Here is a 25,742-nt window from a genome sequence, read left to right as displayed (position 1 = left end):
ATGACATTATCGCAGACATTCGGTGAATTCGCCGCGCATTTCCCTTCGGCCGGGATGCCGCCCGAAGTGCGGGAGGCGGCGCGCTGGCACATGATCGACTCGATCGGCGTGTCCATCGCCGGGGCCAATCCCAAGGAGGAAAGCGGCGCGGCCTTCGGGCGTCTCGTGGCGCAATGGGCCAAAGGAAAGGGCGATGTGAAGGCCGCCTCCCTCTTCGGCTTCGACGGGCAGGCCCGCGCCGAACTGGCGGCGCTGGTCAACGGGTCGTTGGCCCAGGCGCTGGAGATGGACGACAAGCATGGCTCCTCCCTGGCCCGTCCCGGATCGACCGTCGTGCCCGCCGTGCTGGCGGCGGCGGAGGCGGAGGGCCTGTCCCTCGCGGCGGCCGTCGACGCGGCCGTCGTCGGCTATGAGGTGATGATCCGGCTGGGCTTCGTGGCCGGCGACCGCTTCCTGGAGCGCGGCTATCATACCAGTTCGCTGATCGGCTCCTTCGGCGTGGCGGCGGCCATCGGGCGTCTGCGCGGCGCGACGCCGGGGCAGATCGCGGACGCCATGGGCATTGCGGGCACCTTCGCCTCAGGCATTCAGGAATCGACCCGTACTGGCTCGACCTCCAAGATATTGCACGGCGGCTGGGGCGCGCATGCGGGCATGCTCGCCATCGACCTCGCCATGGCGGGGATCACCGGTCCCGACACGGTGTTCGAAGGCAAGTTCGGCTTCTTCGAAACGCACCTCACCCCGATCAGCGGCCAGCTCGACTTCGCCCGCGCTGCCGAGGGGCTGGGCACGCGCTGGTACCTGCCGGAAACCGCTTACAAGCCCTATCCCTGCTGCCAGTTGCTGCACGCTTTCATCGAGGCATCGAAGCAGGTGCTGGCCGACTTTGCCCGCGATGGGGTGACGGTGGCGGAGATCGAGAGCGTGCATTGCCAGCTGGCGGAGCCGGGCCTGACGCTCGTCACCGAACCCCGCGACCGCAAGAAAGCGCCGAAGACGCCGCATGAAGGCCGGTTCAGCCTGTTCTTCGGGGTCGCGGCGGCTTTGGTCGATGGCGATGTCGGGCTGGAGACCTTCCTGTCCGAGCGGCTGGACGATGATCGCATCCTGACCCTCGCGCAGAAGATCGAGGCGTCGGTCGATCCGGAGTCCGACTATCCGGCCCATTGCCCGGCGCGGCTGACCGTGCAGGCGGCGGGGCGCCGCTATTTCAGGCATGTGCCCTATCATCCCGGATCGCCGGAAGCGGCCCTCTCACGCGCCGAGGTGCTGGCGAAGTTCGAGCGCAACACGCGCTGGCATTTCGGGGACAGCGCCGTGTCGGTGGCCGAAGCCATGGGCGAAACGCCCGAGGCGGAGTCCCTGTCGGACATGCTGCGTCCTATCCGGGCGGTCGAAACGCTGCGTCAGGCGTCATGAGCGTGGAGCGGTTCGACCGGCTGTTCATCGGCGGCGAATGGGTCGCGCCCCGCGCCGCTGGCCGAATCGCGAGCATCGATCCTTCCACCGAGGATGTCTGGGCGGAGGTCGCATCCGCCGATGCGGCCGATGTCGAGGATGCGGTCGCCGCCGCCCGCGCCGCCATGGCCGGTCCATGGGGCCGCACCGCGCCGACCGAACGCGGCGCGCTGATCGCCCGGTTCGCGGACCTGGTCCGCCGCGACGCCGCCCGGCTGGCCGAGATTGAGAGCCGCGACAATGGCAAGCCGCTGCGCGACACGCTGGGCGAGGTGCAGCGGGCGGCGGACTGGCTGACCTTCTTCGCCGGGGCAGCGGACAAGGTGAATGGGGAGCAGATACCCTATCGGCCCGACGCGCTGGCTTATACCAGGCTGGAGCCGGTCGGCGTGGTGGCGGCGATCCTGCCGTGGAATTCCCCCATCTCGCTCGCCTCATGGAAGCTGGGGCCGGGCCTCGCCGCCGGCAACGCCATGATCCTGAAGCCCGCCGAGCAGACTCCGGCCAGCCTGCTCGCTCTGGCGGCGCTGGCGGAAGAAGCGGGCTTCCCCGCCGGCGTCGTCAATGTGCTGTCGGGCGACGGCGCCGTGGGCGCGGCGCTTTCCGCCCATCCCGGCGTCGCGAAGGTCAGCTTCACCGGATCGCATGAAACCGCGATCCGCATCATGCAGGGCGCGAGTGCGAACCTGAAGCGCTGCTCCTTCGAATGCGGCGGCAAGTCTCCGTTCATCGTCTTTGCCGATGCGGATTTCGACAGGGCGCTGTCCGTCGCGACGCACAGCGCCTTCCGCTCGACCGGGCAGTCCTGCTCCACCGCATCGCGCATCTTCGTGGAGCGGCCGATCTATGAACGTTTCGCGGCCGGCCTGGCCGAGCGGGCGAAGCGGATACGTCCTGGCCCGCCCTTCGATCCCCGCACCCATATCGGGCCACAGACCTCCGCCGAACAGCGGGACAAGACTGAAGCCTATATCGGTCTGGGACATGAAAGCGGCGCGCGCCTGCTGGCGGGAGGAGGACGGCCGGAGGGCCTTTCAAGAGGCTATTTCGTCCAGCCCACCGTCTTTGCCGATGTCGACAACCGGTCGCGTCTGGCGCAGGAGGAGATATTCGGGCCGGTGACGGCGGTCATGCCGTTCGATGGCGAGGAAGAAGCCGTCTCCCTTGCCAACGACACGCGCTATGGGCTGGTCGGCGGCTTGTGGACCAGGGATGTGTCCCGCGCCCATCGCGTCGCCGCCCGCATCGAAAGCGGCCTCGTATCGGTCAACACTTTCCGCCCCGTGCACTTCATGCTGCCCTATGGCGGGTATAAGATGAGCGGGATCGGGCGCGAAAACGGGTTCGACGCAATCCGGGAGTTCACCGAGACCAAGACGGTCGTCATCGATCTGTCCCACGCGATTCCGCCTGATCCATTTGCGGATTGAGGACCACCGAGACCCGAGGGCAAGTCGATGGACAGTTGTCGGTCCCGGGAAATCGACATGACATAAGTTAAACCTGCCCTTCATCCCCAATTCCGCTGGAACGGAAGTCGGCCGAGCCCGTTGGATCGGAGCTGCCGGCCAGGTAGCCCAGTGGAGCTTCTTCATGAATGAGATATTCCAGTACGCGACCGCCGATCCCGGTGCGGTCGCGTCGGGACGCTGCCTGACCGTTGTCGAGCGCAGCCTGTATCGCGGCGCCCATATCTTCGGCATGCGGCCGATGGTGCGCATTCAGGTGGACCTTGGCAGGCTGGAGGCGTGGCCGACCGACCGCCTGCCGCTTTTCACCGAACAGTTGCTGGCCCGCCTGCCCGGCCTCGCCAATCATGGTTGCAGCTATCGACAGGCCGGCGGTTTCGTCCGGCGGCTGCATCAGGGGACATGGCTCGGCCATGTGATCGAACATGTGGCGCTGGAACTCCAGACCATGGCGGGAAGCCCGGTAGGCCGGGGCAAGACGCGCTCCGTCAGGGGGAAGCCGGGGTTCTACAACATCCTTTTCACCTATGGCGACGAACAGGCCGGCATGGCGGCGGGCGCCTTCGCCATCGCACTGGTCGCTTCGCTGCTGCCGGAAGGTCTGGGCGAGGTGAAGGGGCTGGAGAAGCTGGGCGTTCAGATGCCCGCCGATCCGCAGGATGCCGAAGCCCTGATCCGGTCCTTGCGGGAGATATTGCGCCGGAACGCGCTGGGTCCGACCACGGCCTCGCTTGTGGCGGCCGCCCGGCGCAGGGGCATCCCGGTCACGCGCCTCAATGAGCAGAGCCTGATCCAGTTCGGCTATGGCAGCAGGCAGAAGCGCATCCGCGCAAGCATCACTGGCGACACGTCGCAGATCGCCGTCGACATCGCAGGCGACAAGAGCCTGACCAAGAAGCTGCTGGACGAGGCCGGCCTGCCGGTCCCCAGGGGCGTGGTCGTGCGTTCCGAGGAAGAAGCCGTCGGCGCGGCGCGGCGGCTGCGCATGCCTCTGGTGGTGAAGCCGCTCGACGGCAATCATGGACGCGGCGTCACCACGCAGGTCCGGGACGAGGCCGCGCTTCGCGCCGCGGTGATGCGCGCCCGGCAGCATGGCCGCCGGGTCATCGTGGAGGAGCAGCTGCCCGGCCACGATCATCGCATCCTGGTGGTGGCCGGGAAGGTCGTCGCCGTGGCGCAGCGCATGCCCGCCGAAGTCGTGGGTGACGGCTTCAGCACCATCGGCCAGCTTATCGACCGGGTGAACGACGATCCGCGGCGGGGGCGGGGGCATGAAAATGCGCTGACCCGTATCGTCGCGGACGATGCGATGATCGCCCTGCTCGCCCAAGGCGGCATGACGCTTGGAACGGTGCCGGGCGTTGGCAAGAGGGTTCGCCTGCGCGACACGGCGAACCTTTCCACCGGCGGAACGGCGGTGGACCGGACCGACGACATCCATCCGGACAATCGCCTGATCGCCGAACAGGCGGCGGCCGCCGCCGGACTGGACATTTGCGGGATCGATTTCCTGTCGCCCGACATAGCCCGCTCCGTGGGGGAGACGGGCGGCGGCATCGTGGAGCTGAACGCCGCGCCGGGTTTCCGCATGCACCTCGAACCATCGAACGGCAGGGCCCGCGACGTGGCCGGTCCGGTGATCGACGCGCTCTTTCCGCGTGGCCGCTCCAGCCGCATCCCGATCTTCTCCATCACCGGGACGAACGGCAAGTCGACCACGGTGCGCATGGTCGGGCGGATACTCTGCCAGCATGGCCTGAACGTCGGCATGACGACCACGTCCGGCGTCTATTTCAACGGCCATCTGCTGAAGAAGGCTGACGCCAGCGGCCCGCGCAGCGCGCGCATGGTCCTGCGCAACCCCTCCGTCGATGTGGCGGTGCTGGAAACGGCGCGCGGCGGCATATTGCGGGAGGGGCTGGGCTATGACGGGGCGGATGTCGGCACCGTGCTCAACGTCACCGCCGATCATCTGGGCCTGAAGGGCATCGATACCGTGGAAGCGCTGGCCGACGTCAAGGGCGTCGTGGTGGAGAATGTCGCCCGCAGGGGATTTTCGATCCTGAACGCCGACGATCCCATGTGCCGGCGCATCGCCCGCCATGCGCGGGGACGGATCGTCTGGTTCTCGCTCGAAGGCGGCGCGCGCATGGCGGAAATGCTGCGCCGTCACCTGCTGGCGGGCGGCCTGGCGGTCACCCGCGATCCGGACGAGACGGGCGGCACCATCGTCATCCATCGCGGCGAGGAGCGGATCGCCCTGATGCCCGCGTCGGAAATCCCGGCGACGCTGGGCGGCATAGCGGAATTCAACATCGCCAATGCGCTGGCGGCGGTGGCGATGTGCTTCGCCCATGGCGTCCCGCTGGACGCGATCCGCGAAGGGCTGCGCGCCTTCACCTCCAGCTTCGAGGAGTCGCCGGGGCGGCTCAACATGATGGAGCGGGACGGCATCCGCATCATCGTCGACTATGCCCATAATCCTGCCGGCCTGATCGCCCTGGGGCAGGTGGTCGACCGGCTGCGCGGCGCCCATGGACGCGCGGTGGGGATGGTGAGCATTCCCGGCGACCGGCGCGACTGCGACATTGTCGAGATGGGGCAGATCGCGGCCGGCGTCTTCGACGAGATCATATTCCGCGAGGCGCCGGACGGACGCGGCCGGCCCCGGGGGGAGACCAATGCCCTGTTGTCCCAGGGCGCGTTGAGGGCCGGCATGCCGAACGAGCGCATCCACCGGATCGTGGATGAGTTCGAGGCGGTCGAGGCCGTGCTGTGCAAGGGCCGGCCCGGCGACCTGCTGGTGATCCTGCCCACATCGGTCGAAAAGGTCTGGCGACAGGTACAGCAATTCGGGTCGCCGGCGGCGGCCGGAGAGCAGATGGTGCCGGCCCATGTCTGAATGGGCCCTGATCGTCCATGGCGGGGCGAAGACGATCGACGCCGCGCTGCACGACCGTAACCGCGAAGGGTGCCGGGCAGCCGCCGCGGTGGGCGCGATCGTGCTGCAATTCGGCGGCTGCGCCGTCGCGGCGGTTGAGGCCGCCATTCGCGTCCTTGAAAATGACAGCATCTTCAACGCCGGCTTCGGCTCCGTCCTGAACGCCGACGGCGCGGTCGAGATGGACGCGGCGATCATGGACGGCCGCGATCTTTCGGTGGGGGCGGTCGCGGGCGTCCGCCGCATCCGCAACCCGATTGTCGCCGCGCGTGCTCTGATCCCGGCCCGGCCGGTGCTGCTGGCTGGAGAGGGGGCGGAACGCTTTGCGGAGGAGCAGCAGATAGCGCTGTGCGATCCCGCCGAGATGATCGCGCCCGACCGCATGGCATCGGAATATGCCAAGGCCCATGATACCGTCGGCTGCGTCGCGATCGACATGCAGGGGCATATCGCGGCCGGGACATCGACCGGGGGTTTGCCGGGCAAGCATCCGGGCCGGATCGGGGACTCGCCGCTTCCCGGTTGCGGACTTTATGCCGATGACGGCATTGGCGGCGTGTCCCTTTCCGGTGACGGCGAAATGATCATCCGCACGACCATCGCCGCGCATGTCATGCACGCGCTGCAAGCCGGACCGCTCTGCGCCGCCGCCGAAACCGGCCTTGCGCAGCTCGACCGCGTGGGCGGGGAAGGGGGCGCGATCCTGATCGACCGCCACGGGCGTTTCGGCGTCGCGCATAACAGCGACCATTTCGCGGTCGCGATCCACGGCAGCCGCCTTGCCGAGCCGCATGGCGCTGTCCACCGACAGGAACTGGAGGGTCTGCTTGATGGCTGAGGAAGGAGGCCCGCTGATCATCATCGGCGGGCGCGAAGACAAGGAAGGCGAAAAGCGCATCCTGAAGGAAGTGGCCGAGCGGGTGAAGGATGGGAAACTGGTAATCGCCACGGTGGCGAGCCACCAGCCCGACGGCTATTTCGAATCCTACCGGAAGGCCTTTGGCGATCTGGGCCTTGACGATCTGGTGGAACTTTACGTGCATGAACGGGGCGAAACGCTGGAATCCAGCGCGGCGACCCTGTTCGAAAATGCCAAGGGCATTTTCTTCACCGGCGGGGATCAACTGCGCATTTCCAGCCAGATCGGCGACACGCCGGTGGAGAAGATGGTCCGGCAGATTCATCTGGAAGGCGGCGTGGTGGCGGGAACGTCCGCCGGCGCATCGGTGATGAGCGAGACCATGCTGGTCAAGGGCAGTAGCCAGGAATCGCACCGCATCGGCGACCTGCACATGGCCCCCGGCCTGGGTCTGATCCGCGATGTCATCATCGACCAGCATTTCGCGGAGCGCGGGCGCATCGGCCGCCTGATGGGAGCGGTGGCGCAAAATCCGCGCGTGCTGGGCATCGGCATCGATGAGGATACCGCCATCCTGGTTCAGGGGCACCGTTTCTGCGTGATCGGTTCCGGGGCGGTCTATATCGTCGACGGCTCCGGCGTCACCCACTCCAATATTGCCGAAGCGAGTCCGGAACGCACCCTGTCCATGCATGACGTCCGCCTGCATGTCCTGAGCCAGGGCGACTGCTTCGACCTCAAGCGGCGCTGCCCCGAAGCGCCAGGTTCCAATCAGGCAGGGGTTCGGCATGCATGATCTCTCTGCCTTCCGGAAGGCTGAAATTCCCCCTCCCGCCATGCTGGCGCGCAAGCCGGAAGATGCGGCCATGGAGGAAGAAGCGCTGCGCGAACTCCTGTTGCTTCTGAAGAAGCGGCGCTATGCCTTTGTAACGCCGACGCCTCTTTCCCATTCGCGCATATTGGCGCGCGACGCCGCCCGTCCGGCGCGTGACCTGCGCGATGTGTTCGGGTGGAACCGGCCCTTCTCTCCCGACCTTCTCGATCGCTCCGTAATGGAGTGCCTGAAGCGGGCGGAAATGGTCGAGCACCGGGCGGACGGGATGATGAGGAGCCGCGTGCGGGTTTCCTCGCTGGACGATGACCTGTTCCTTCATTCCAGCTACCCCACGGTGGATCGCGATGCCGTGTTCTTCGGCCCGGACAGCTACCGGTTCGCGCGCTTGATCCGTCAGGAGCTTGCGATGCGCCCGGCGCGGCGCGGGGCGCGGATCGCGGATATGGGCGCCGGTACCGGAGTCGGCGCCATCGCCGCTGCCCGCTCATGCCCCCAGGCCTGCATTGTCATGACCGACATCAACGCATCCGCCCTGCGTTTCGCGCGGATCAACGCGGGCGTGGCCGGGTTCGGCGCCGGCTATGTGCTGGCCGACACGCTGGACCCGGTGGCGGGCGATTTCGACCTGATCGTGGCGAATCCGCCCTATATCAGGGATCGGCAGGGCCGCGCCTATCGCGACGGCGGGGACGGGCATGGCGCAGCCGTGGCCTGGAGGATGGCCGAAAGCGCCTTGTCCCGGCTGAAGCGGGAGGGTCGCCTGCTGCTCTACACCGGCAGCGCCATCGTCGGCGGGGCGGACGCCCTGTGCGCAAGGCTGTCGGCGCTGGCGGAAAGCCGGGATTGCACCCTGTGCTATAGCGAAATCGACCCGGACATATTCGGGGAAGAGTTGGAAAGCTCGGCCTATCGCGATGTCGAACGCATCGCGCTGGTCGCCGCCATCTTCACGAGGCGCAACTGACGTGCCCCGCAACTGGCCATTTCCCCACATTCCGAATTCGTCCACGCGGCCTAACCCATGGCAAGGAAAATCGGCTTTCGGAACCAGGATCAGGAACGGGAGTCCCGTTCTCGCGCTTATCGGTGAACAGGCTGACAGGAGCGATCATGAACAAGAGCCGCGGGGGCATGCGAACGCCCTGCACCCATATCGTCATCACGGGCGCGTCGAGCGGCATAGGCCAGGCCACGGCACAGGCGTTCGCAGCCCGGGGAGGAAAGCTGGTCCTCGCGGCACGGGATGGCGAGGCGCTGGAAGCCGTGGCGGAGACGTGCCGCAGGGCCGGGGCGGAGGTGTTGGTCGTACCGCTCGACGTGGCGGATGCGGATGCAGTGCGTCAGCTCGCCCGGTCGGCGCGCGATTTTTGCGGGTCGATCGACCTCTGGTTCAGCAATGTCGGCGTCGGAGCCGTCGGCAAGTTCGTGGACGTCCCGATGGAGGTGCACGAACGGACGATCCGTTCCAACCTCATCGGCCATATGAACGACGCCCATGCGGTGCTGCCGATCTTCATGGCCCAGCGGCACGGCATTTTCGTCAACATGATCTCGCTAGGCGGATTGACCGGCACGCCCTATGCCGCCGCCTATGGGGCGAGCAAATTCGGCCTGCGCGGCTTTTCGGACGCATTGCGCGCGGAAATGACCGAATGGCCGGACATCCATATTTGCGACGTCTATCCGGCCTTCGTCGATACGCCCGCGCTACACCACGCCGGCAATTATACCGGCAAGGCGCTGACCGCCCCGCCGCCCATACTCGATCCAAGGAGGGTGGCGGCCGCCGTGGTGCGCCTGGCGGACCGGCCCCGCGACAGCCTGCTGCTGGGGACGCCGACCTGGGCCGTGCGGTTCGCCCATCCATTTGCGCCCTCGCTGCTCAGCCGGATCGGGAATCTGGCCTTCGGGCGCTATTTTGCCTCTGCGGAACGCGCGCCGGTCACGCGCGGCAATCTGTTCGATCCGCCACGGGACAGCGGCGGTATCGACGGCGGGTTCCGCAAACCCGCGACGGAACGGCGGAAGGCCGCCCTGGCTACCGGCGCGGGTGTGGCGGCCGGGGTTCTGCTACTCGGCCTGCTGACGCCGCGCCGGCAGCCCGGGCGTTAGCGGAATGACGAAGCCCCTGGATTGCCTCGTCGTGGGCGCTGGCCCCGCCGGCCTTACGGCGGCCATCTATCTGGCCCGCTTCCATTTGAGGATCAGGATCGTGGACGCGGGCAACAGCCGCGCTGCGCTGATCCCGCATACCCGCAATCATGCAGGCTATCCCGGCGGCATATCGGGCCGGGAGCTGCTCGCGCTCATGCGCCGGCAGGCGGCGGAATTCGGCGGTGAGGTGACGGAAGGGCTGGTGACGGGACTGGAGAAGGACGGCGATATTTTCCTGGCGCATGTCGGGACCGAAACCTGGCAGGCGCGCAGCGTCCTGCTGGCGACCGGCGTGGTGAACAATGCGCCGCCCATATCGCCCGATGTGCACGATGCCGCGCTTCGGCAGGGGCTGTTGCGCTATTGTCCGATCTGCGACGGCTACGAAGTCACCGACCGGCGTATCGCCGTCATCGGAACGGGCACGCGCGGGACGAACGAAGCGATGTTCCTGCGCACCTATTCCCCCGACATCAGCTTGATTTCACCTGAGGGCGATCATGAACTGTCCGCCGACCAGCGGGTAAGACTGGAGGAGGCGGGCATCGCCCTGGTGAACGGTCCTTGCGAACCGCTGCGCATCGATGGCGAAAGCATATCGGTGCCGACGCCGAATGGGGCGCAAGCCTATGACACGGTTTATCCGGCGCTTGGCTCGATCATCCGGTCGGAACTGGCGGTGATGCTGGAGGCCGAAGCGACGGACGACGGCTGCCTCATCGTCGACGACCATCAGCGAACGAGCGTGCCGGGCCTTTATGCGGCCGGCGACGTGGCCAAGGGCCTGGACCAGATCAGCCATGCCATGGGGGAGGGGGGCGTCGCCGCCACGACGATCCGAAACGATCTGGCGGCGAAGATTTCGCTCTTCCGATAAGGCGCGTTATCGCCCGGACCCATTTTGTGCCGCGGAGGAACCTGAAGATCCCTGCGTTGCCGTGGGACTGTCGCTGGCGGAAACGGCGCCCCGCGTGCTGGTCTCGCCATCCGTCATGGCGCTGCCGGGGCCTTCGCCGGGAATGCCGTCGGGCACCGTGCCTGCGGTCGTGTTGCTCGGCGCGAAAGTGGAATCACCGGAATCGCCCTGATCGGAAGGCGCACATGCGGCCAGTGCGACAATGAGAAACGCGGGAGCCATTTTCATAACATCTTCACCCCTGATGGCTGGTTTATTCTGCAACGACCCGATTTCACGGCCGTTCCGGCAAATCCGTTATCGCGTAAAACTATATTAGATCATCGTGCAGAAAAGCCGTCGCGAACCTCTCGAAGAATGGGAACCATGCTGAATGGCATGTGTGACACTTTACCGAATTCGCGCGCGGGGGATTAAGTGTCACGGCTGATTTTTCGGAAAGGAAGAGCATTCTTCGCGGCACCGGGCAGGTCACGACCATTGGCCGTTCAGATCGAGCCCCAGGAAATGGCAATGGACCGCGAAATCCCACGCGCTTGCCGGGTAAAGTGTCATCCGTGCTTTTTGTTGGAAGATCGCCGCAGAGGGGGATTCACACGGACTCAGCATGTGCTAGATTCCACATATGTTCCACCAGCCTGATCTCTTCGAGCAATCACCGGCGGCGTCCCGGCCGCCATCGCTGCCCGTGACGTCCGCGCTTCCCGATCTTGTCGAACGCATATCGACGGTGTCGAAGCGGCCCCGCTATGCATTGCTGGTGTTGAAGCTGATCGCTCAGGAAGCGGGTTCCAACGACAGCGTGGGACCTTATGTCGGCAGCGGCAAGGGGAGGGTGCCGGTCCGTGACTGGCTTTGCCAGGCGCTGGCGCCTCTCGCGCAACGGGATTGTCGGCGTCGCGCCATGATCGATGCGGTTCACGCCGATCTGATGTCGCGTCCGGGCAATATGGCCGATCCCGAAGAGGTGGAACGGCAGCTCGAACAGGAAGTTCAGTCGCGAATATTGCGATCGGGACGGACGAATGTGAGCCGGGTCGTATCGGACCTGGTCCGCGCCGGCCTTTTGCGCCGCCACTATCAGGGGTATCGGGTCGATCATCCCAATCGCGGGGCGCAGCGCGAAGCGGTCTATACCATCACGCCAGAGGCCAAGCGCGCGCTCCAACGCCATTGAAGGGCGCCGATAATGGCGGTGGCGCTTCCCGCAGGAGCGATTTCGCGAACCGGCGCGGACTGCCCCTTGGTTTGCGCGGCGCGCCGGGTTATCCGCGCAGGATGAGCGGCGAAACCATGACGACAGGACAGGCAGGGAAGCGCTGGCAGGGCGGTCGGCTGCCGCGCGCGGAGGTCGACCGGCGCATCGACTGGCTGCTCGACATCGCGCTGGAGGAGTTCGCGTTGACGGGCTTCGGCGGCACCAGCCTGGACCGGCTGGTCGAGCGTTCGGGTGTCAGCAAGACCACCATCTATCGCCGTTTCGGCAGCAAGGAAGGGCTGTTCACCGCGCTGATCCATCGCAGCATGGAAGCGGTGCGGTCCGGTCTCTGGGCGCTGGAACTGGATGTGGCCGACCCCTTGGGAACGATAGAGCGGTTCGTCGCCACCTATACGGAGGTCGCGATATGCCGCCCGATGGGGCGGACCCTGCTCCAGATCGCGGTGGCGGAACGGCGCGACTTTCCTCATCTGGGCGCGATGCTGCTTGCCAATGCCTATGAGGGCTTCCGGCCGATCAGCGATTATTTCGAACGGCTGATGACGGACGGCGTGCTGCGCCCGGGCGATCCGCAGGACGCCGCCTTCGACCTGCAAGGCCTCATCACCCAGGGATTTCGGGTGATGGTCGATGATATTGGCTTCGTCCACCGCGAAGGGCGGGCGCGGGAAATCGCCGGAAGGTTCCTCCGCGGCTGGTCCTGATGCCGTTCGGCATTCCTTCGTCCGGCGGATAGATCATATCCATGATGCATGGCCATCGTCGCTGACCGGCATCGTCGCGCCGGTCAGTAACGGCTCCGCCATCGTTCAGTCCACCAGCCGCTTCACTTCGCGGTCCCGATCGAGTGTTGGGTCGAGATAGCGCCCGACCTTATAGTCGCCGGCAATGGTCGTGCGGCGGGCGCTGCGCTTGCAGTCGAGCGGAACGCCATTGGCGGAATGCACGATCCGCCAATTGTCCCAGACGACCATGTCGTTTTCCTGCCATTTGTGGAAATAGGCATGGGCTGGATCACCCAGATGCGCCGCCAGCTCTGTCAGCAGCGCATCGCTTTCCGCCCTTTCCATGCCCAGCACATAGCGGGCATGCATGGGCGAGAGTTTCAGCACCTTCCGGCCCGTTTCCATCTGGGTGATCACCAGCGGATGGACGACAGGCGGGAAATTGTAATGCGATCCTGGCTTGACCGTCGCGCCGACATCAAGGCGTTCTATGTCAGTGGGGAAGCCGAATTGACCGGAACAGAAATCGGGGTTGAATTCGTAAACGACCTCCAGCCCCTCGATGCGTTTCTGCATGTCCGGCGACAGCCGGTCATAGGCCTGGATCGCGTCGATGAAGCCGGTTTCCCCCATGGTGCGGGCCGGTTCCGTCATGCGCAGCACGGCGCCGCGCACGATTGTGGGCATGAAGCTCTGATCCCAATGCCAGCCCAGCCAGCCTGCGCGATCGATGCCATCCACGCGATAGAAGGGGTTGGGGCGGCCCGAGGGGTCCTGCGGATCATAGGCCAGCGTCATCATGAACTGATTGACGGGATCGTTCAGATCGGCCGTGGCTGCGGGTTCCATTTCCCCGAAGATGGTGCTGAGGCGCATCTGCGCCATGTCGTCGTTGCGGACGTCGCGGAAGAGCAGGATTCCCGCGTCGATCCATGCATCATGGATCGCCTTCCGGGTCGCGCCGTCCAGATCGCGGGTCAGGTCCGCGCCGACGATTTCCAGTCCGAAAGGTGCATCGAGCGGGCGGCGTTCGATGGTGGTGGCGATGTTCAGCATGCGATCGGCTCCGGTTGCAGGATGAGGCGGCGCAGATCCTGCACCGCGCGATAGGCGTCGCGCACCGCTTCACCGATCCGCGCAACCTGCGCGGCGTCACCGATGCGGATCATCGGAATGTCGAGACCGGTGAGAGCGTCCGGCAATTCGCTGTCGGGCACCAGACCATGGGCCAGCAGCAGGGCCGCGGCCGGCTGATCCGTCAGTGCGCCATCGCCGGAGAGCGTGACATGCTCGCCATCGACGGCATGCAGCGTCGTGTTGTCGAGGATGCGGATGGCCGCATTGCCATGCAGCCGCTGCAACAGAGCGCCACGGTAAAGCACTTCGGCGTTGCGGGCGAGGAACTTGGCGTCGGAACGGGTGACAAGCAGCACATGATGTCCGTCCTGCGCCAGATACTCCGCTGTCTCCGTTCCCGTTTCACCTCCGCCATAGATGACGATCGGCCGTTCAGGGGTCGATGGCGGGACATCCGTTTCGCCCATCAGCACTTCATAGGCCGGCGCGGTCGGCAAATTGCCCCAGTTCGCAAGGTCAAGCGGCGCCAGCCGCGAACCATTGGCGAGGATCAGGACGTCTGGCTGGTCCTCTTCAATCACCTCCCGCGTCGCCTGCGTCCCGACGCGCACGGTGATGGTGCTGCGTTCGACCCGGTTCAGCAGGAATTTATGATACCAGAACAGCTTGTCCTTTCCGGGAGGAACGGCCGAGGTGATAAGATTGCCGCCCAGACGCTGGCGCTTTTCATACAGGGTGACGGCAAAGCCGACCTGATCAAGAAGCAGGGCCGCGGCCATGCCGCCCGGACCCGCGCCGATCACCGCCGCCTTCAGGCCATTGGCGAAGCGCTCCAGTTCCGCTTCCGTCTCCTTGCCGCAACGGGGGTTTTCCGCGCAGGCGACCGACCGACTTTGCGCCAGTTCGCGAATGCACCAGTTGCAGGAGGTGCATGGCCGGATGTCGTCGACCAATCCGCGCTGCGCCTTGATCGGCCACATCGGATCGGCCAGCAGCGCGCGACCCAGCGACACGATGTCGGTGTCGCCATTGATCACTGCCTGCTCGCATTTGTCGGGCCAGCGCATCACGCCTGCGGTGATTACCGGCTTGCCGGTCGCTTCCCGGATGCGGCGGGCATAGGGCAGGCGATCCCCTTCCTCGACCGACATCGGCTCCAGGATGAGATGGGCGCTTTCCAGAAAGCCCCAGCTGATGTCGACGGCATCCACACCGGCTTCGCAAAGACGCGGAGCAATCTTCTCGCTGTCCTCGATGGTGATGCCGCCTTCAACGCCGTCCACCACGGACATCCGGTACATCAGCGGCTTGTTCCCGATCTGCGCCTTCACCGCCTTGATGACTTCGGTGGGAAAGCGCAGCCGGCGTTCGAAATCGCCGCCCCATTCATCGTCACGATGGTTCATCAGCGGGGAAAGAAATTGCTGGATCAGATAGCCATGGGCGCCATGCAGCATCACGCCGTCATAGCCCGCGAGCATGGCGAGCCGCGCCGTATTCGCATAACGCCCGATGATGTGGTGGATTTCCTCATCCTCCAGCGGCCGGGGCACGGCGTTCATATAGATGCTGTTAAGAGGAATCGCGCTGGATGAGACCGGCTGGCGGCCGATCACGCTTTCCTTGGTCTGTCGCCCCGCGTGCGAAATCTGGATGACCGCCTTCGCTCCGGCCGCGTGAATGGCGGCGACCAGTCGCGCGTGACCGGCCTTGAACCGGTCATTGTCCAACCGCAATTGCGGCACGTTGGAACTGAAGCCGGTTTCCGCGTCGACGCAGGTGAATTCCGTGATGATAAGGCCGGCGCCGCCCCGCGCCCTCTCGCGGTAATAGGCGATGATCGCTTCGTTCACGCCGCCGTCGGGTTCGCCCAGATGCGTTTCCATCGGGGCCATGGCGATGCGATTCTTGAGCGTCAGATTGCCGATCCGGAACGGATCGAACAGGCGCGGATAGGCCATGCTTCCTCTCAGCTTATTATTGAAGTCGCCTCCTTTCTAGCATTGCTATCTGAGCGGATAATCACCACAGTTCGAGACGCATTATGCAATGATGAGAGATAATCATGGATCGGCTGACGGGTTTGGAAGTATTCGTAGCGATCGTGGATTCAGGCAGCTTCGTCCGTGCCGCGGAGCGGCTGGCTCTTTCCCCGACCATGGTTTCCACCCATCTGGCCCGGCTGGAAGACCGGCTGGGCGCGCGGTTGATCCACCGGACGACACGCCGCTTCGCCCTCACCCCTCAGGGCCATTTGTTTCTGGAAGAAGCGCGATCCATTCTGGAAGCGGTGGAACAGGCCGAAAGCCGGATGCGGATGAGCGACATGGGCCCTAGTGGCCGCGTCGCGCTGGACGCGCCGGGCGCGATCGGCCTGCGCTTCGTCGTGCCGGCCCTGTCGCAGTTGCGCGCCCTTCATCCTCGCATCGTCCTTGACCTTAGCGTCGGGGACCGCAGCATGATGTTCCGGCCCGAAGCGTTCGACCTGCTCATCCGCGTCGGCGTACCGGCGGAAGGGAAGGGGGAAGTCGTCAATCTGGGCCGTACCCGTTTCGTGCAGGTGGCTTCGCCCGATTATCTGGCGCGTCGCGGCGAACCGGTGACGCCTGACGATCTTCACGATCATGATTGCGTGCTTTACGCCACGGTCGATCGGCCGGTTGGTCAATGGCGATTCGTTCGCGGAAAGGAGCGGCGGTCGCTACGCCCAGCCAGCGTCGCCACCTTCAATCATGGTGACGCCATAGCCGCCGCAGCGGTCGCCGGAGTCGGCATAGCCCAGACGCTGGAAATGCTGGTCGCTCCGGAACTGGCATCGGGTCTGCTGAAGCCGGTATTGACGGAGTGGAACCGGGAAAGCGTCGACGTCCAGCTCTTCATTCCCCAGGATCGCATGAAGCGTCAGGCCGTCCGCGCCGTGGCGGAGTTCCTGCAAAGCCGGGTCGACTGGGGCAGTTCCGCCTAGAGCCAATCGACATTCAGCCCTGATGGCCTGCAAATGACGCTTTTCCGTGCTTCCGGTGCTCACCTACTTTGAGTAGGCTGCGCGCCGGGTCACGGAAAACCACCATTTTCGGCTCGTCATCTTCTGAATGTCGATTGGCTCTAGGCCGATCGGTGTCGCAGGGCCGCGACGATCAGATCGATCAGCAACAGCGCCTGGACCGATAATGTACGTCGAGCGAGGGATGCCACCACCAACTCCAGCGGCTGAGCGACTGGCAGACCATGAATAAGCGCGTATCGATCGTCGGCCAAAGCCTCCGCCGTGATCCAGACAGCGTCGCTTGCCAGTGTAACCAGGCCCGCAATCTCGAAATTGTCGCAACTGATCGTGGGCGCGTAGATCGGGCTGCCGCCTGTTCCGCCGATGATGGGATAGCCTGCGATGTCCTCCTCCCCCACCGTGCGGCCGGCAAGGGGATGGCCGCGTCGCACCAACGCGCCCAACCGCGTCCGGCCAATGCGCCTGAAGCTGAGGTCAGGCCGGTCTTCCACAAGGACATGGGCCAGGACGGCAAAGTCCAGTTCCCCTTCCTGGAGCAACGCCTGGAGTTCCCCGACATCGCCCAATTTCGTCCGCACCCTCAGGCCGCCATGATCGCGGGCGACATGGGACAGCATGGTCTCCAACAGCAATGCAGCGGCGAGGGGGCCGAAACCGCAACATACTTCCCCCGACCTGCGGTCGGAAAGCAGCGCCATATTGCGTTCAAGATTCGCCATCTGGCGGAGCAGCGGCACCGCGTCAGCCAACAGCGCTTCGCCGGCGCGCGTCGGATATACGCCGTCGCGCCCGCGGTCGAACAGGCGCAGGCCGATTTCCGCCTCGGCCGCCTGGATGCTGCGCGTTAGAGCCGATTGCGTCACGCCAAGGCGGTCTGCGGCCAGGCCGAAGTGCCGTTCCTGACTCAATGCGACGATATGGCGAAGTTTACGGATGTCCATGTGCTGAACTCATCGAAATCACACTGTCAATGAATTGGAAGCCTCCCCGAAGCCAGCCTAAATTGCCGGACAAGGAGAGAAACAATGTCCTATTATGGTCCGGTGCTTGCCGTGACGGCGATCGTCCTGGCAACGGAAATTCTCATGGGCCGCCATCGCGGCATTTATCGTCGCGACGATATATTGGTGCTTGGCCTGTGCGCCCTGCTCAATCCGCTGGTCACGCGAATATTGGCCGGGCTGTTGATCGCTGGCGCGGCCGCGCTGCTGCTGCCGCAGGGGAAGGGTGCGCTCGCCCACCTTCCCTTGCTGCCCTCCTATGTCAGCCTGTTCCTGCTGGTGGAATTCGCCTTCTACTGGGGACATCGGTGGGCGCATGAGGGGCAGCGCCGACCGACGCTTCGCTGGTTATGGAAGATACACCGGACACATCATGCGGGGCGGTACATGAACGTGCTGGTGACACAGCGCATCAATCTGTTCTGGTCGTTCGTCGTGCCGACCGCATGGATTACGGGCTTTGCGGTCTATCTGGGGCAGGGGATCGCGGTGGGCCTCGTCATTCTCACCATCTTCTGCTGGAACCTCATCACCCACAGCCATTTTCGCTGGGATGACGCCATCCGGCGACATCCGCGTTTCGGCACCTTGTTTCGCGCGATCGAGCATCTGCTGATCAGCCCGGGCATGCATCATAGCCATCATGGCTATGGCAAGGACGGCGCATCCTATCGCAACTATGCAGTCACCTTCGCTTTTCTCGACTGGATTTTCGGAACGCTGCACATTCCGCAGGGGCGGCCCTGGCGCTATGGAGTGCCCGGTGCGCAGCCCCATTGGGCGGAGGAGGTGTTCTATCCGCTGGTGCGCATGCCCGCCAAGGCGAAGGAAAGCGGAGAACCGCATGCGGCGGATGCGGGGGAGGGGGCAGTGGCCTGAGCAGCCACAGGATGCGTCGGGTCCGAAGATATTGGCGTCGCGCCCCGCGGTGAAGCCAGAGCTTGACGGAACTAGTTTACCAAGTGCATCATATCTTCATAAATTGGCGGCTTAAAACCAGATATAAGAACGATCGTTCTATATGACGGTCGATCCGGTTGGTGATAGCCGGGCCTGCATGGGAGAAGGATGTGATGCCCCTCGACACTGGCGATTATTTTCTGTCCGCCGCCAATCCGGTGGCCAATGTCGACCAGCGCGATCTCGAGAGGCTCGCCATGCGGCTGTTCGAGCGGCCGGACGTCAGGGCGGCTCGCGCCCGTGCGGAGATCATGTGGCGGCGCGTGACGGACAGGCTCATGCCTGCCGACCAGATGGCGCTGTTCGACGACCATGTTTCCGATTATTGTTTCAAATGCACGCTGGTTGCTGCCAATACGGATGCCAATCATCCCCGCATATTGCGTGTATATAGTGAAGGCGGCCAATGGTTCGGACATAAGGTACCCGGCGCGAAATGGGGTGGAGACAATCCCAACAACGCCTATCGCATCATTCCCGTCGCGGCTGGCGGACGCTATGAATTGACGGGGCAAAGGCAGGTCGAACCGTCCACTTACGTCACTTTCCAACTGGTCAGCAACAGCACCACGTCCGCGACGCTGGTATCGCTCGAACAACTTGACATGGAGATTGACGAGGACGGCCGGTACAGGCTCACCCTGGATGATATGCCTGCCGGGAAACGGCGGAATCATCTCCTGATACCGGCAGGAACGCTCTACCTCTTCATCCGCGATTCCATGGGGGATTGGGAACGGCAGCAGCCCGATGCGTTGCAGGTGCGCAGGCTCGACCCGCCGACGCGACCCCCGCTGACGGAAGATGAACTGGCCGCTACAGCCATTCGCAATATCCTGTCCGATGTATTCTATGCCTATTATGCCCAGCGTCTGTTCTTCAACGGCCCACAGATGATGACGCCGCCCGAGGGAGCGGGGTCTGTGGGCGGACTGGTGACCCAGCAGGGCAGCCTGGGCCACTTCACGTTGCGCGAGGATGAAGCGGTCATCATCACGGCCAATGCGGCGGGCGCAACCTATCGCGACATCGTCCTGCATGACCTGTGGTTGCGCAGCCTGCCCAATCGCGACAGGCAGATCAGCCTGACCAATGCGCAAATGGCGCCGGATGCGGACGGACGCTTCACCTATGTCCTCTCCATGGCGGATCCCGGCGTGCATAATTGGCTGAATCCATGCGGGCTGCATGATGTGCTGGTCCTGCACCGTTGGCAGGGGTTCCCCGATCCCGGTGCGGAAGCCCCGTCGATCGAAAGCCGGAAAGTGGCGTTGGCGCGGCTTGAGGAGGCTTTGCCGCCAGCGGTTGCGAAGGTGACGCCTCGGCAAAGGCAGGCACAGATCGCGCGCCGCCAGGCTGCTTATGACCGGCGCTTCGCGGTCGATTGAGCGGAAGGTCGCAGGGTCTTCACAGATCGATTCAGCCTGATCATCGCAGATGCGCTTTGAGCCGCCACTTGTTGGTGCCCAACCGCTGTAAAAACTCGATCGAGCCTTGAACCGGCTTTTTCCGTCCGAGGCCATGGTCGGAGAGATCACAAATACGATCTATGTAGGCGCACTTGCATGCAATATGCGCCGTAGTTAGCCTTGCACCGTTCTGGCGCTGATATGCCGGATCAAGGACAGGCGGTTGAAGCCGCCGGCATCCAGACCGCGAGAACGGCGGATGTTCTGTCCGAAGGGGAGGGACGATGCGATCTGCGCGGCGCCTGGCCATATTTCCGGACATGATCCGCCTGCCTCATCGTTCGCGATGCGGGCAGGTGCTTTCTTTGTCTCGGCATGCTTCCGCCTGCTCCGGATCACGCGCGCCGGGTTCCCGTGCATCCTTGGAACCGTTCGGGAGGCGCATTCGCATCGCTCGCTCATAGAACAAAATCATAGGGAGAGACGTCCATGAAAAAGCAGCTTCTTTTCGCCAGTGCGGCCCTGTCCGCCCTGTCCATGCCCTCTCTTGCCAGCGCGCAGGATCAGGGCGGCCGCGCCACGGCTGGAGATGCAGACATCGTCGTGACCGCCACACGGCGCGAACAGCGACTGCAGGAAGTGCCGCTTGCCGTCACCGCGCTGAGTGGAGACACGCTGCGCAGCCGGGGTATCGAAAATCTCAACGATCTGGGGCCGGGCAAGATCGCCGGTCTTACTTCCTATCCGCTCAACGGCACCGAGACCGGGGTAGCGCTCCAGATGCGCGGCTATGGGACATCGGATGCGTCCCAGGGCACGCAGGACAATGCCGTGGCCTTCTATATCGACGGCATCAACATTCCGCGAGCCCAGGGCGGCGCGCTCGACCTTATCACGCCTGAACGCATCGAGGTGCTGCGTGGGCCGCAGGGACAGTTGTTCGGCCGCAATGCGGAGGCGGGCGTTGTGCAGATCGTTTCCCGCCGGCCAAGCGGCGTGCTGGGAGGAGACTTCCGCGCCGGCATCGGCAATTTCGATGCCTATGAGCTCAAGGGGCGTCTAGACATGCCGGAAATCGCGGGATTCCGTATTCAGTTGTCGGGCATGTACCGCAAGCGGGGTGGGTATTTCCGGAACGTCAAGAGCGCTCTCCTGCAAAACATAACCCCCGTTTCAAGCCCTTATTCATCCTTTCACTGGAAGACTGGAGACTATGACAGGGACTTCCGCCAGCTCAAGACCTATGGCGGCAGGGTTGCGGTGGAACGCGATTTCGGCGATCTCAACATCTTCTATGCCTATGACAATGTCTGGGCAAAGGACGATCAGGCCTTTCCGCAAATCCTGGTATCTCCCAATATCGGCACGATCGAGAACCCCAATGGCGGCATCACCGTGCCGCCCACAGGCCCGGCCACGATCTTCACGACCGATGGAGGACGCTATCAGCAGTTTCCGCTCGATCTCGACAAATATCCCGACAGAGCGCCCTTCGCGATTCCCTCGCTCTATTTCATCACGAAGAATCGCGGTCATGTGCTGAACCTGACCTATGGCGCCAGCGACGCGCTGACGCTGAAGTCGATCACCGGATTGCGTCGCTCCATCAACTATGGCGGGGCGGTTACGTCATTGGGAACGTCGCCCGTGCAGGCATGGGCCAGCAATTATCTGGATTCCAAGGTTTTCAGCCAGGAACTTCAGGCGATCTACACGACGTCCAGCTTCAACGTCACGGTCGGCGGCATCTATTTCTACGAAGATGTGCAGGATGAGCGTGATTCCGGCTTTTCCACCAATTGTCCGGCGGGCATAGCGGGAGCGCCCTGCACGCCGGGCGGTGGCCCCAGCCGCGCGCCCTATTACAGTCCTTTCGCGCCCAATGGCGGCTTCATCCGCCAATTTTCCAAGACGAACGCCTATGCGGCCTACGGTCAGGCAAGCTGGACGCCGCCCATATTGGAAGAGCGGCTGGAACTGACCGCGGGCCTGCGTTACAGCGACGACACCAAGAGGGCCCGGCGCGACATCTTCAACGGTGTGATCCTGCCGACGCAGTTGCGCAACGAGGCGAAGGAAAAGCGCGTCGATCCCGCCTTCACGGCCAAGGTCAAGCTGACCGAGGACATGAACACCTATGTCCGCTATGCCTCCGGCTTCCGGGATGGCGGCGCCAATGTTCGTTCGCAGGTGTTCACCGCCTATGGCACCGAAGTTTTGAAGTCCTGGGAAATCGGCATGAAGTCCCAATGGTTCGACAGGCGCGTGACCTTGAACATCGCGGCCTTCAAATATAAGGTCGAGGATCAGCAACAATCCATTCAGACCAGCCCGGCAACGAACCCCAGCATTTCCGACACGTTCAACGTCACCGTTCCCTACAGGGCAAAGGGGCTGGAAGTGGAATTGAGCGCCCGGATCGTGCCGGGGCTGAGCCTGGCGGCGAACTATACCTATGTCGACAGCAACAAGCGGTTGATCGGGATCGATCCGCGGACACTGACCACGTTCAAACCCAATGGGACGAGCATCCTGTCGTCGGGTCCGTGCGCGGCGGCCCCGGCCGGCAATTGTGCCGGCGCCCTGGTCGTATCGCCCGCCGATATGGCGGCCCACCCCGGCGCATCCTTCCTCCAACTGCTGGGCGTAGGCGCGGCCAAACATGCCGGCTCCGTTTCCGTGGACTTCAGCCGGCCGCTCGACCCCGGCGTCTTCAACATCCATTTCGACTGGACGCGCAGCTCGAAAATGACATGTTGCGCGCCCTACAAGCTGCTGACGGTGGTCAATTCGACCGGAACCGCCGCTTCGCCTTCGCCGCGCTATAATCCCGGCGTTTTCACCAACCGCATCAATATGCGCACGGGCATCTCCGAAATCCCGCTTGGCAACGGGGTGAAAGGCGAACTGGCCTTCTGGGTCAAGAACCTGCTGAACCATGTCGATCTGGGCCAGCTATTCCCTGCGGGCAATGCGCTCAATGCGTCGCAGCCCTATCCCCAGGCGGCGACCTATCTGCAACCGCCAAGGACGATGGGCGGCGAATTCCGCGTCCAGTTCTGATCGATCGGGGGATCGGCCATCTGCCGGTCCCCCATTCGCATGCATTATCCGCAGCTTCAGCACAATATCAGTGGCATCGCGAAATCGGAGCCGCCCGCCGCGCCGGATGGGGAGGGAAGCGGATCGCCGCCGTTCCGGACGAGGGCGCGATAATGGCTCGCACTCATCCCGCTATGGTGGCGGAACGCCTGCTGGAAGGATTTGAGATCGTTATAGCCGATCAGCGTCGCGATCTGCGAAACCGGGCGATCGGTATCGCGTAGCTGCGACTGCGCGCTGCGCATCCGCACCAGCCGCAGATAGTCCCGCGGCGTCATGCCCAGCTTCGCGCGGAACCGGCGGATCAGTGTCTGCGGGCTCACCGCAAGATGCGTCGCGAGCATGCCGATATGCAGCCCGCGCGACGCCCGTTCGGAAAGCCACATCTGCGCCGCTGCCACCAGGGGATCGTCCGACAGGCCGGGCCGGTCCGATTCCATGCCCATCGCGTCCGCCAGCGTCCCTGCCATGGTCGGTGACAACAGCCTGCCGATCAGGCGGGTGAGCAGGCTCATTTCGTGCGTCATACCGCGGGCCATCATGATCCGGTCGACTTCGGCAATGGGGTCCGTCGTGTTGACGCGGATATGCGGATAACGCCTGCGGAATTCCGCGGCTGCGCCTCGCGTCACCGGCACGGGCCCATTGCCCGTCAGCCCCGCCTCCGCCAACAATTCTATTCCCCGCCCAGTGGCGGACAGATGCGCGCCGCCTGCATATTGACTGCGGAGCCAGTCGATCACGGAATGGAGTTTGGCAAGATATTCCGGCGTCTCTTTCTCCGGACAATAGAAGTCGGGCACGTGGATATAGAGATGGGGCCTTGCCTCCAGCCCGTCTTCCACTTGCAACTTCCATCCGCCCAGGACCTGAATTGGCCTTGGGCTTGGTCCCAACAATTTGGCGCGTGTGTGCATGCCGATGTCGTCTCTTGTTCGAAACTGATCCGCCACGCGCAGGCGCATCTGGCCGAACAGATCCAGGAACAAGCCGATACTGGCGAGACATGCGCCGTCAAATCCGATCACTGCAATATCGCGAGCCATACAGGATGGTAATTTACCCCCGTCATGATGTCAAAACCGCACCTGACGCCAGTGCCAGGAGAGTCGCATGATGCATGCATAGAAAATAGGCCATGGACTTGGCCATTGGGAGAGTTTCGCATGATCGAGCAAATGGCCGGGCGCGCAACAGGCGCGCCCGAGACGGCATTTTCATGTCTTCCGACACGTGATGGGCCTGGGCAGGACCGGGCCTGATCCATGCCGCAACCCACTAAATTCTATCCACGCCTCAAGGGGCGTTCGGCCATCGTCACGGGTGCGGGAACCCAGGGCGACGGCATCGGCACCGGCCGCGCCATCGCGATGCTGCTGGCGGGGGAGGGCGCGCATGTCGCGCTGGTCGACCGCGACAGGGAAAGCGCGGAGGAAACGCGCCGCCGCATCGATGCTGCCGGTGGACAGGCCTTCACGCTGGCCGGCGATGTCACGGTCGATGCCGACTGCCGCCATTTCGTGGAGCAGGCGGTCGCGCATACCGGGCGGCTCGACATATTGGTCAATAATGTCGGCATATCCGATCCCGTTGCATTGGACGCGGCGGACGAGAGCGGCTGGACGCGGGTCATCGACGTCAACCTCAAAAGCGCGATGCTGATGATCCGTCATGCCGTACCGGCCATGAAGGCGGCGGGCGGGGGATCGATCGTCAACATTTCCTCCATCGCAGGGATGCGGGCCCATGGATCGATAGCCTATGGCCCGTCGAAGGCGGCGATGGCGCAACTTGCCGCCGAAATCGCCGTCCTGCATGGCCGCGATGGCATCCGCGTCAACACGGTTGCGCCCGGCCATATCATGACGCCCCATGCCATGCATGTTCTGCCCGAAGGTCTGCGTACATTGCGCCGGGCCATCGCGCCGCTGGGCATCGAAGGGGATGCCTGGGACATCGCCAGGGCAGTGGCTTTTCTGGCGAGCGACGATGCGCGCTTCATCACCGGCGTTCTGCTGCCCGTGGACGGTGGCGTCACGCGGATCGGCCCCATTGCCGCGCATTTCCTGGCCGAAGCGGAACTGGCGGCCGACGCGGGAACAGAAGGACCGAATCAATGAGCCAACTGGATGAAAAACAGGAATCGGGCGTCGCCTTCATCACTGGCGTCATGGGCGAACGCTTCGGCGGCGCCTTCAACGAAACCGCGACATCGGACCGTTTCGGGTCGGATATTACCCGCATGGCGGCAGGCTGGGCCTTTCACGATGCCTGGCGGCATGAAGGCATCAACCGCAAGCAAAAGAGCATAGCCGTCATCGCCGCGCTGATTGCGTCGCGTCAATCGCTGGAGCTGAAAAACCATGTCAAGATCGGCCTGGCCAATGGCCTGACGGTGGAGGAACTGGAAGGGCTGCTGGTCCAACTGACGCCCTATGTCGGCTTCCCCTGCATCGCCTCTGCCCAGACAGCGGTGATCATGGCCATGCGCGAGGCCGGCATATCGCCCGAAGATCTGCCGACGTCGGAGGAACGCGGCCTGCTGTGACGCGGCAACCGACCGGCCCGGCGGCGAGGCGGTCACGATTTCACAACAAAAGCGAACAT

21 protein-coding genes are annotated in these 25,742 nt (G+C 64.1%); 17 read left to right on the top strand and 4 right to left on the bottom strand.

All coding sequences use genetic code 11. The features are described from left to right. The 11 genes from EGM87_RS20610 (at position 1) to EGM87_RS20560 (ending at position 12,558) form a co-directional block, all read left to right on the top strand. Complete coding sequence (locus tag EGM87_RS20610) at positions 1 to 1,422, top strand: MmgE/PrpD family protein (protein ID WP_171009946.1); 1,422 nt, start codon at positions 1 to 3, stop codon at positions 1,420 to 1,422. Then, positions 1,419 to 2,891 (top strand): aldehyde dehydrogenase family protein, encoded by a 1,473-nt coding sequence (locus tag EGM87_RS20605; RefSeq protein WP_137708905.1) that lies wholly within the window; start codon positions 1,419 to 1,421, stop codon positions 2,889 to 2,891. Before EGM87_RS20610 ends, EGM87_RS20605 begins: the two co-directional genes overlap by 4 nt. A gap of 163 nt (positions 2,892 to 3,054) precedes the next feature. After that, a complete protein-coding gene (gene cphA, locus EGM87_RS20600) occupies positions 3,055 to 5,832 on the top strand; it encodes a cyanophycin synthetase (protein WP_137708906.1) in 2,778 nt (925 codons plus the stop codon). After that, the gene (locus EGM87_RS20595) at positions 5,825 to 6,709 is read left to right on the top strand and encodes an isoaspartyl peptidase/L-asparaginase family protein (RefSeq protein WP_137708907.1); all 885 of its coding nucleotides are present in this window, start codon (positions 5,825 to 5,827) and stop codon (positions 6,707 to 6,709) included. Before cphA ends, EGM87_RS20595 begins: the two co-directional genes overlap by 8 nt. Beyond that, complete coding sequence (locus tag EGM87_RS20590) at positions 6,702 to 7,526, top strand: cyanophycinase (RefSeq protein ID WP_044660649.1); 825 nt, start codon at positions 6,702 to 6,704, stop codon at positions 7,524 to 7,526. Before EGM87_RS20595 ends, EGM87_RS20590 begins: the two co-directional genes overlap by 8 nt. After that, the gene (locus EGM87_RS20585; RefSeq protein WP_253719219.1) at positions 7,519 to 8,529 is read left to right on the top strand and encodes a methyltransferase; all 1,011 of its coding nucleotides are present in this window, start codon (positions 7,519 to 7,521) and stop codon (positions 8,527 to 8,529) included. Before EGM87_RS20590 ends, EGM87_RS20585 begins: the two co-directional genes overlap by 8 nt. Before the next feature lie 146 nt (positions 8,530 to 8,675). Further along, positions 8,676 to 9,677, top strand: a complete 1,002-nt coding sequence (locus tag EGM87_RS20580) for an SDR family oxidoreductase (protein ID WP_137708908.1) — start codon at positions 8,676 to 8,678, stop codon at positions 9,675 to 9,677. Between the two features lie 4 nt (positions 9,678 to 9,681). Beyond that, entirely contained in the window at positions 9,682 to 10,596 is a 915-nt protein-coding gene (locus tag EGM87_RS20575) for an NAD(P)/FAD-dependent oxidoreductase (protein ID WP_137708909.1), read from the top strand. 61 nt (positions 10,597 to 10,657) lie between these two features. Beyond that, positions 10,658 to 10,807 carry a hypothetical protein gene (locus EGM87_RS20570; protein WP_157009776.1) on the top strand — a complete coding sequence of 50 codons (150 nt, stop codon included), beginning with the start codon at positions 10,658 to 10,660 and terminating at the stop codon, positions 10,805 to 10,807. A 453-nt stretch (positions 10,808 to 11,260) separates the two neighbouring features. Continuing rightward, positions 11,261 to 11,812 carry a hypothetical protein gene (locus EGM87_RS20565; RefSeq protein ID WP_048577638.1) on the top strand — a complete coding sequence of 184 codons (552 nt, stop codon included), beginning with the start codon at positions 11,261 to 11,263 and terminating at the stop codon, positions 11,810 to 11,812. Positions 11,813 to 11,928: 116 nt separating this feature from the next. Next, positions 11,929 to 12,558: a TetR/AcrR family transcriptional regulator gene (locus EGM87_RS20560; protein WP_171407217.1), complete on the top strand. Its 630-nt coding sequence runs from the start codon at positions 11,929 to 11,931 to the stop codon at positions 12,556 to 12,558. Positions 12,559 to 12,663: 105 nt separating this feature from the next. Here EGM87_RS20560 and EGM87_RS20555 read toward each other — a convergent pair whose 3' ends face one another. Together EGM87_RS20555 and EGM87_RS20550 are read right to left on the bottom strand one after the other, a co-directional pair. Beyond that, positions 12,664 to 13,635 (bottom strand): TauD/TfdA dioxygenase family protein, encoded by a 972-nt coding sequence (locus EGM87_RS20555; protein WP_025550697.1) that lies wholly within the window; start codon positions 13,633 to 13,635, stop codon positions 12,664 to 12,666. After that, the gene (locus tag EGM87_RS20550; protein WP_137708911.1) at positions 13,629 to 15,617 is read right to left on the bottom strand and encodes an oxidoreductase; all 1,989 of its coding nucleotides are present in this window, start codon (positions 15,615 to 15,617) and stop codon (positions 13,629 to 13,631) included. Before EGM87_RS20550 ends, EGM87_RS20555 begins: the two co-directional genes overlap by 7 nt. A 104-nt stretch (positions 15,618 to 15,721) precedes the next feature. Here EGM87_RS20550 and EGM87_RS20545 point away from each other — a divergent pair, with 104 nt between their 5' ends. Further along, positions 15,722 to 16,621, top strand: a complete 900-nt coding sequence (locus EGM87_RS20545; protein ID WP_137708912.1) for a LysR family transcriptional regulator — start codon at positions 15,722 to 15,724, stop codon at positions 16,619 to 16,621. A gap of 140 nt (positions 16,622 to 16,761) precedes the next feature. Here EGM87_RS20545 and EGM87_RS20540 read toward each other — a convergent pair whose 3' ends face one another. After that, positions 16,762 to 17,604, bottom strand: a complete 843-nt coding sequence (locus EGM87_RS20540; RefSeq protein ID WP_137708913.1) for a LysR family transcriptional regulator — start codon at positions 17,602 to 17,604, stop codon at positions 16,762 to 16,764. Positions 17,605 to 17,688: 84 nt separating this feature from the next. Here EGM87_RS20540 and EGM87_RS20535 point away from each other — a divergent pair, with 84 nt between their 5' ends. The 3 genes from EGM87_RS20535 to EGM87_RS20525 all read left to right on the top strand — a co-directional run bounded on the left by EGM87_RS20535 (position 17,689) and on the right by EGM87_RS20525 (position 23,096). Next, entirely contained in the window at positions 17,689 to 18,543 is an 855-nt protein-coding gene (locus tag EGM87_RS20535) for a sterol desaturase family protein (protein WP_137708914.1), read from the top strand. 194 nt (positions 18,544 to 18,737) lie between these two features. Beyond that, the gene (locus EGM87_RS20530; RefSeq protein ID WP_137708915.1) at positions 18,738 to 20,012 is read left to right on the top strand and encodes a hypothetical protein; all 1,275 of its coding nucleotides are present in this window, start codon (positions 18,738 to 18,740) and stop codon (positions 20,010 to 20,012) included. A 510-nt stretch (positions 20,013 to 20,522) separates the two neighbouring features. Further along, positions 20,523 to 23,096, top strand: a complete 2,574-nt coding sequence (locus EGM87_RS20525) for a TonB-dependent receptor (RefSeq protein WP_137708916.1) — start codon at positions 20,523 to 20,525, stop codon at positions 23,094 to 23,096. 56 nt (positions 23,097 to 23,152) lie between these two features. Here the strand turns inward: EGM87_RS20525 and EGM87_RS20520 are convergent, their stop codons facing one another. Next, complete coding sequence (locus EGM87_RS20520; RefSeq protein ID WP_171407216.1) at positions 23,153 to 23,980, bottom strand: helix-turn-helix domain-containing protein; 828 nt, start codon at positions 23,978 to 23,980, stop codon at positions 23,153 to 23,155. A 420-nt stretch (positions 23,981 to 24,400) separates the two neighbouring features. On the opposite strand from EGM87_RS20520, the gene EGM87_RS20515 reads away from it, so the two are divergent. Together EGM87_RS20515 and EGM87_RS20510 are read left to right on the top strand one after the other, a co-directional pair. Next, positions 24,401 to 25,255 carry an SDR family NAD(P)-dependent oxidoreductase gene (locus EGM87_RS20515; protein ID WP_102999963.1) on the top strand — a complete coding sequence of 285 codons (855 nt, stop codon included), beginning with the start codon at positions 24,401 to 24,403 and terminating at the stop codon, positions 25,253 to 25,255. Beyond that, entirely contained in the window at positions 25,252 to 25,683 is a 432-nt protein-coding gene (locus EGM87_RS20510) for a carboxymuconolactone decarboxylase family protein (RefSeq protein ID WP_137708918.1), read from the top strand. Before EGM87_RS20515 ends, EGM87_RS20510 begins: the two co-directional genes overlap by 4 nt. Positions 25,684 to 25,742: the final 59 nt, after the last annotated feature.

The organism is Sphingobium sp. RSMS (assembly GCF_005406185.4).
GTDB classification, from domain to species: domain Bacteria; phylum Pseudomonadota; class Alphaproteobacteria; order Sphingomonadales; family Sphingomonadaceae; genus Sphingobium; species Sphingobium fuliginis.
Note: the sequence above shows the minus strand (reverse complement) of the source record. Positions and strands in the feature narration are given on the sequence as shown.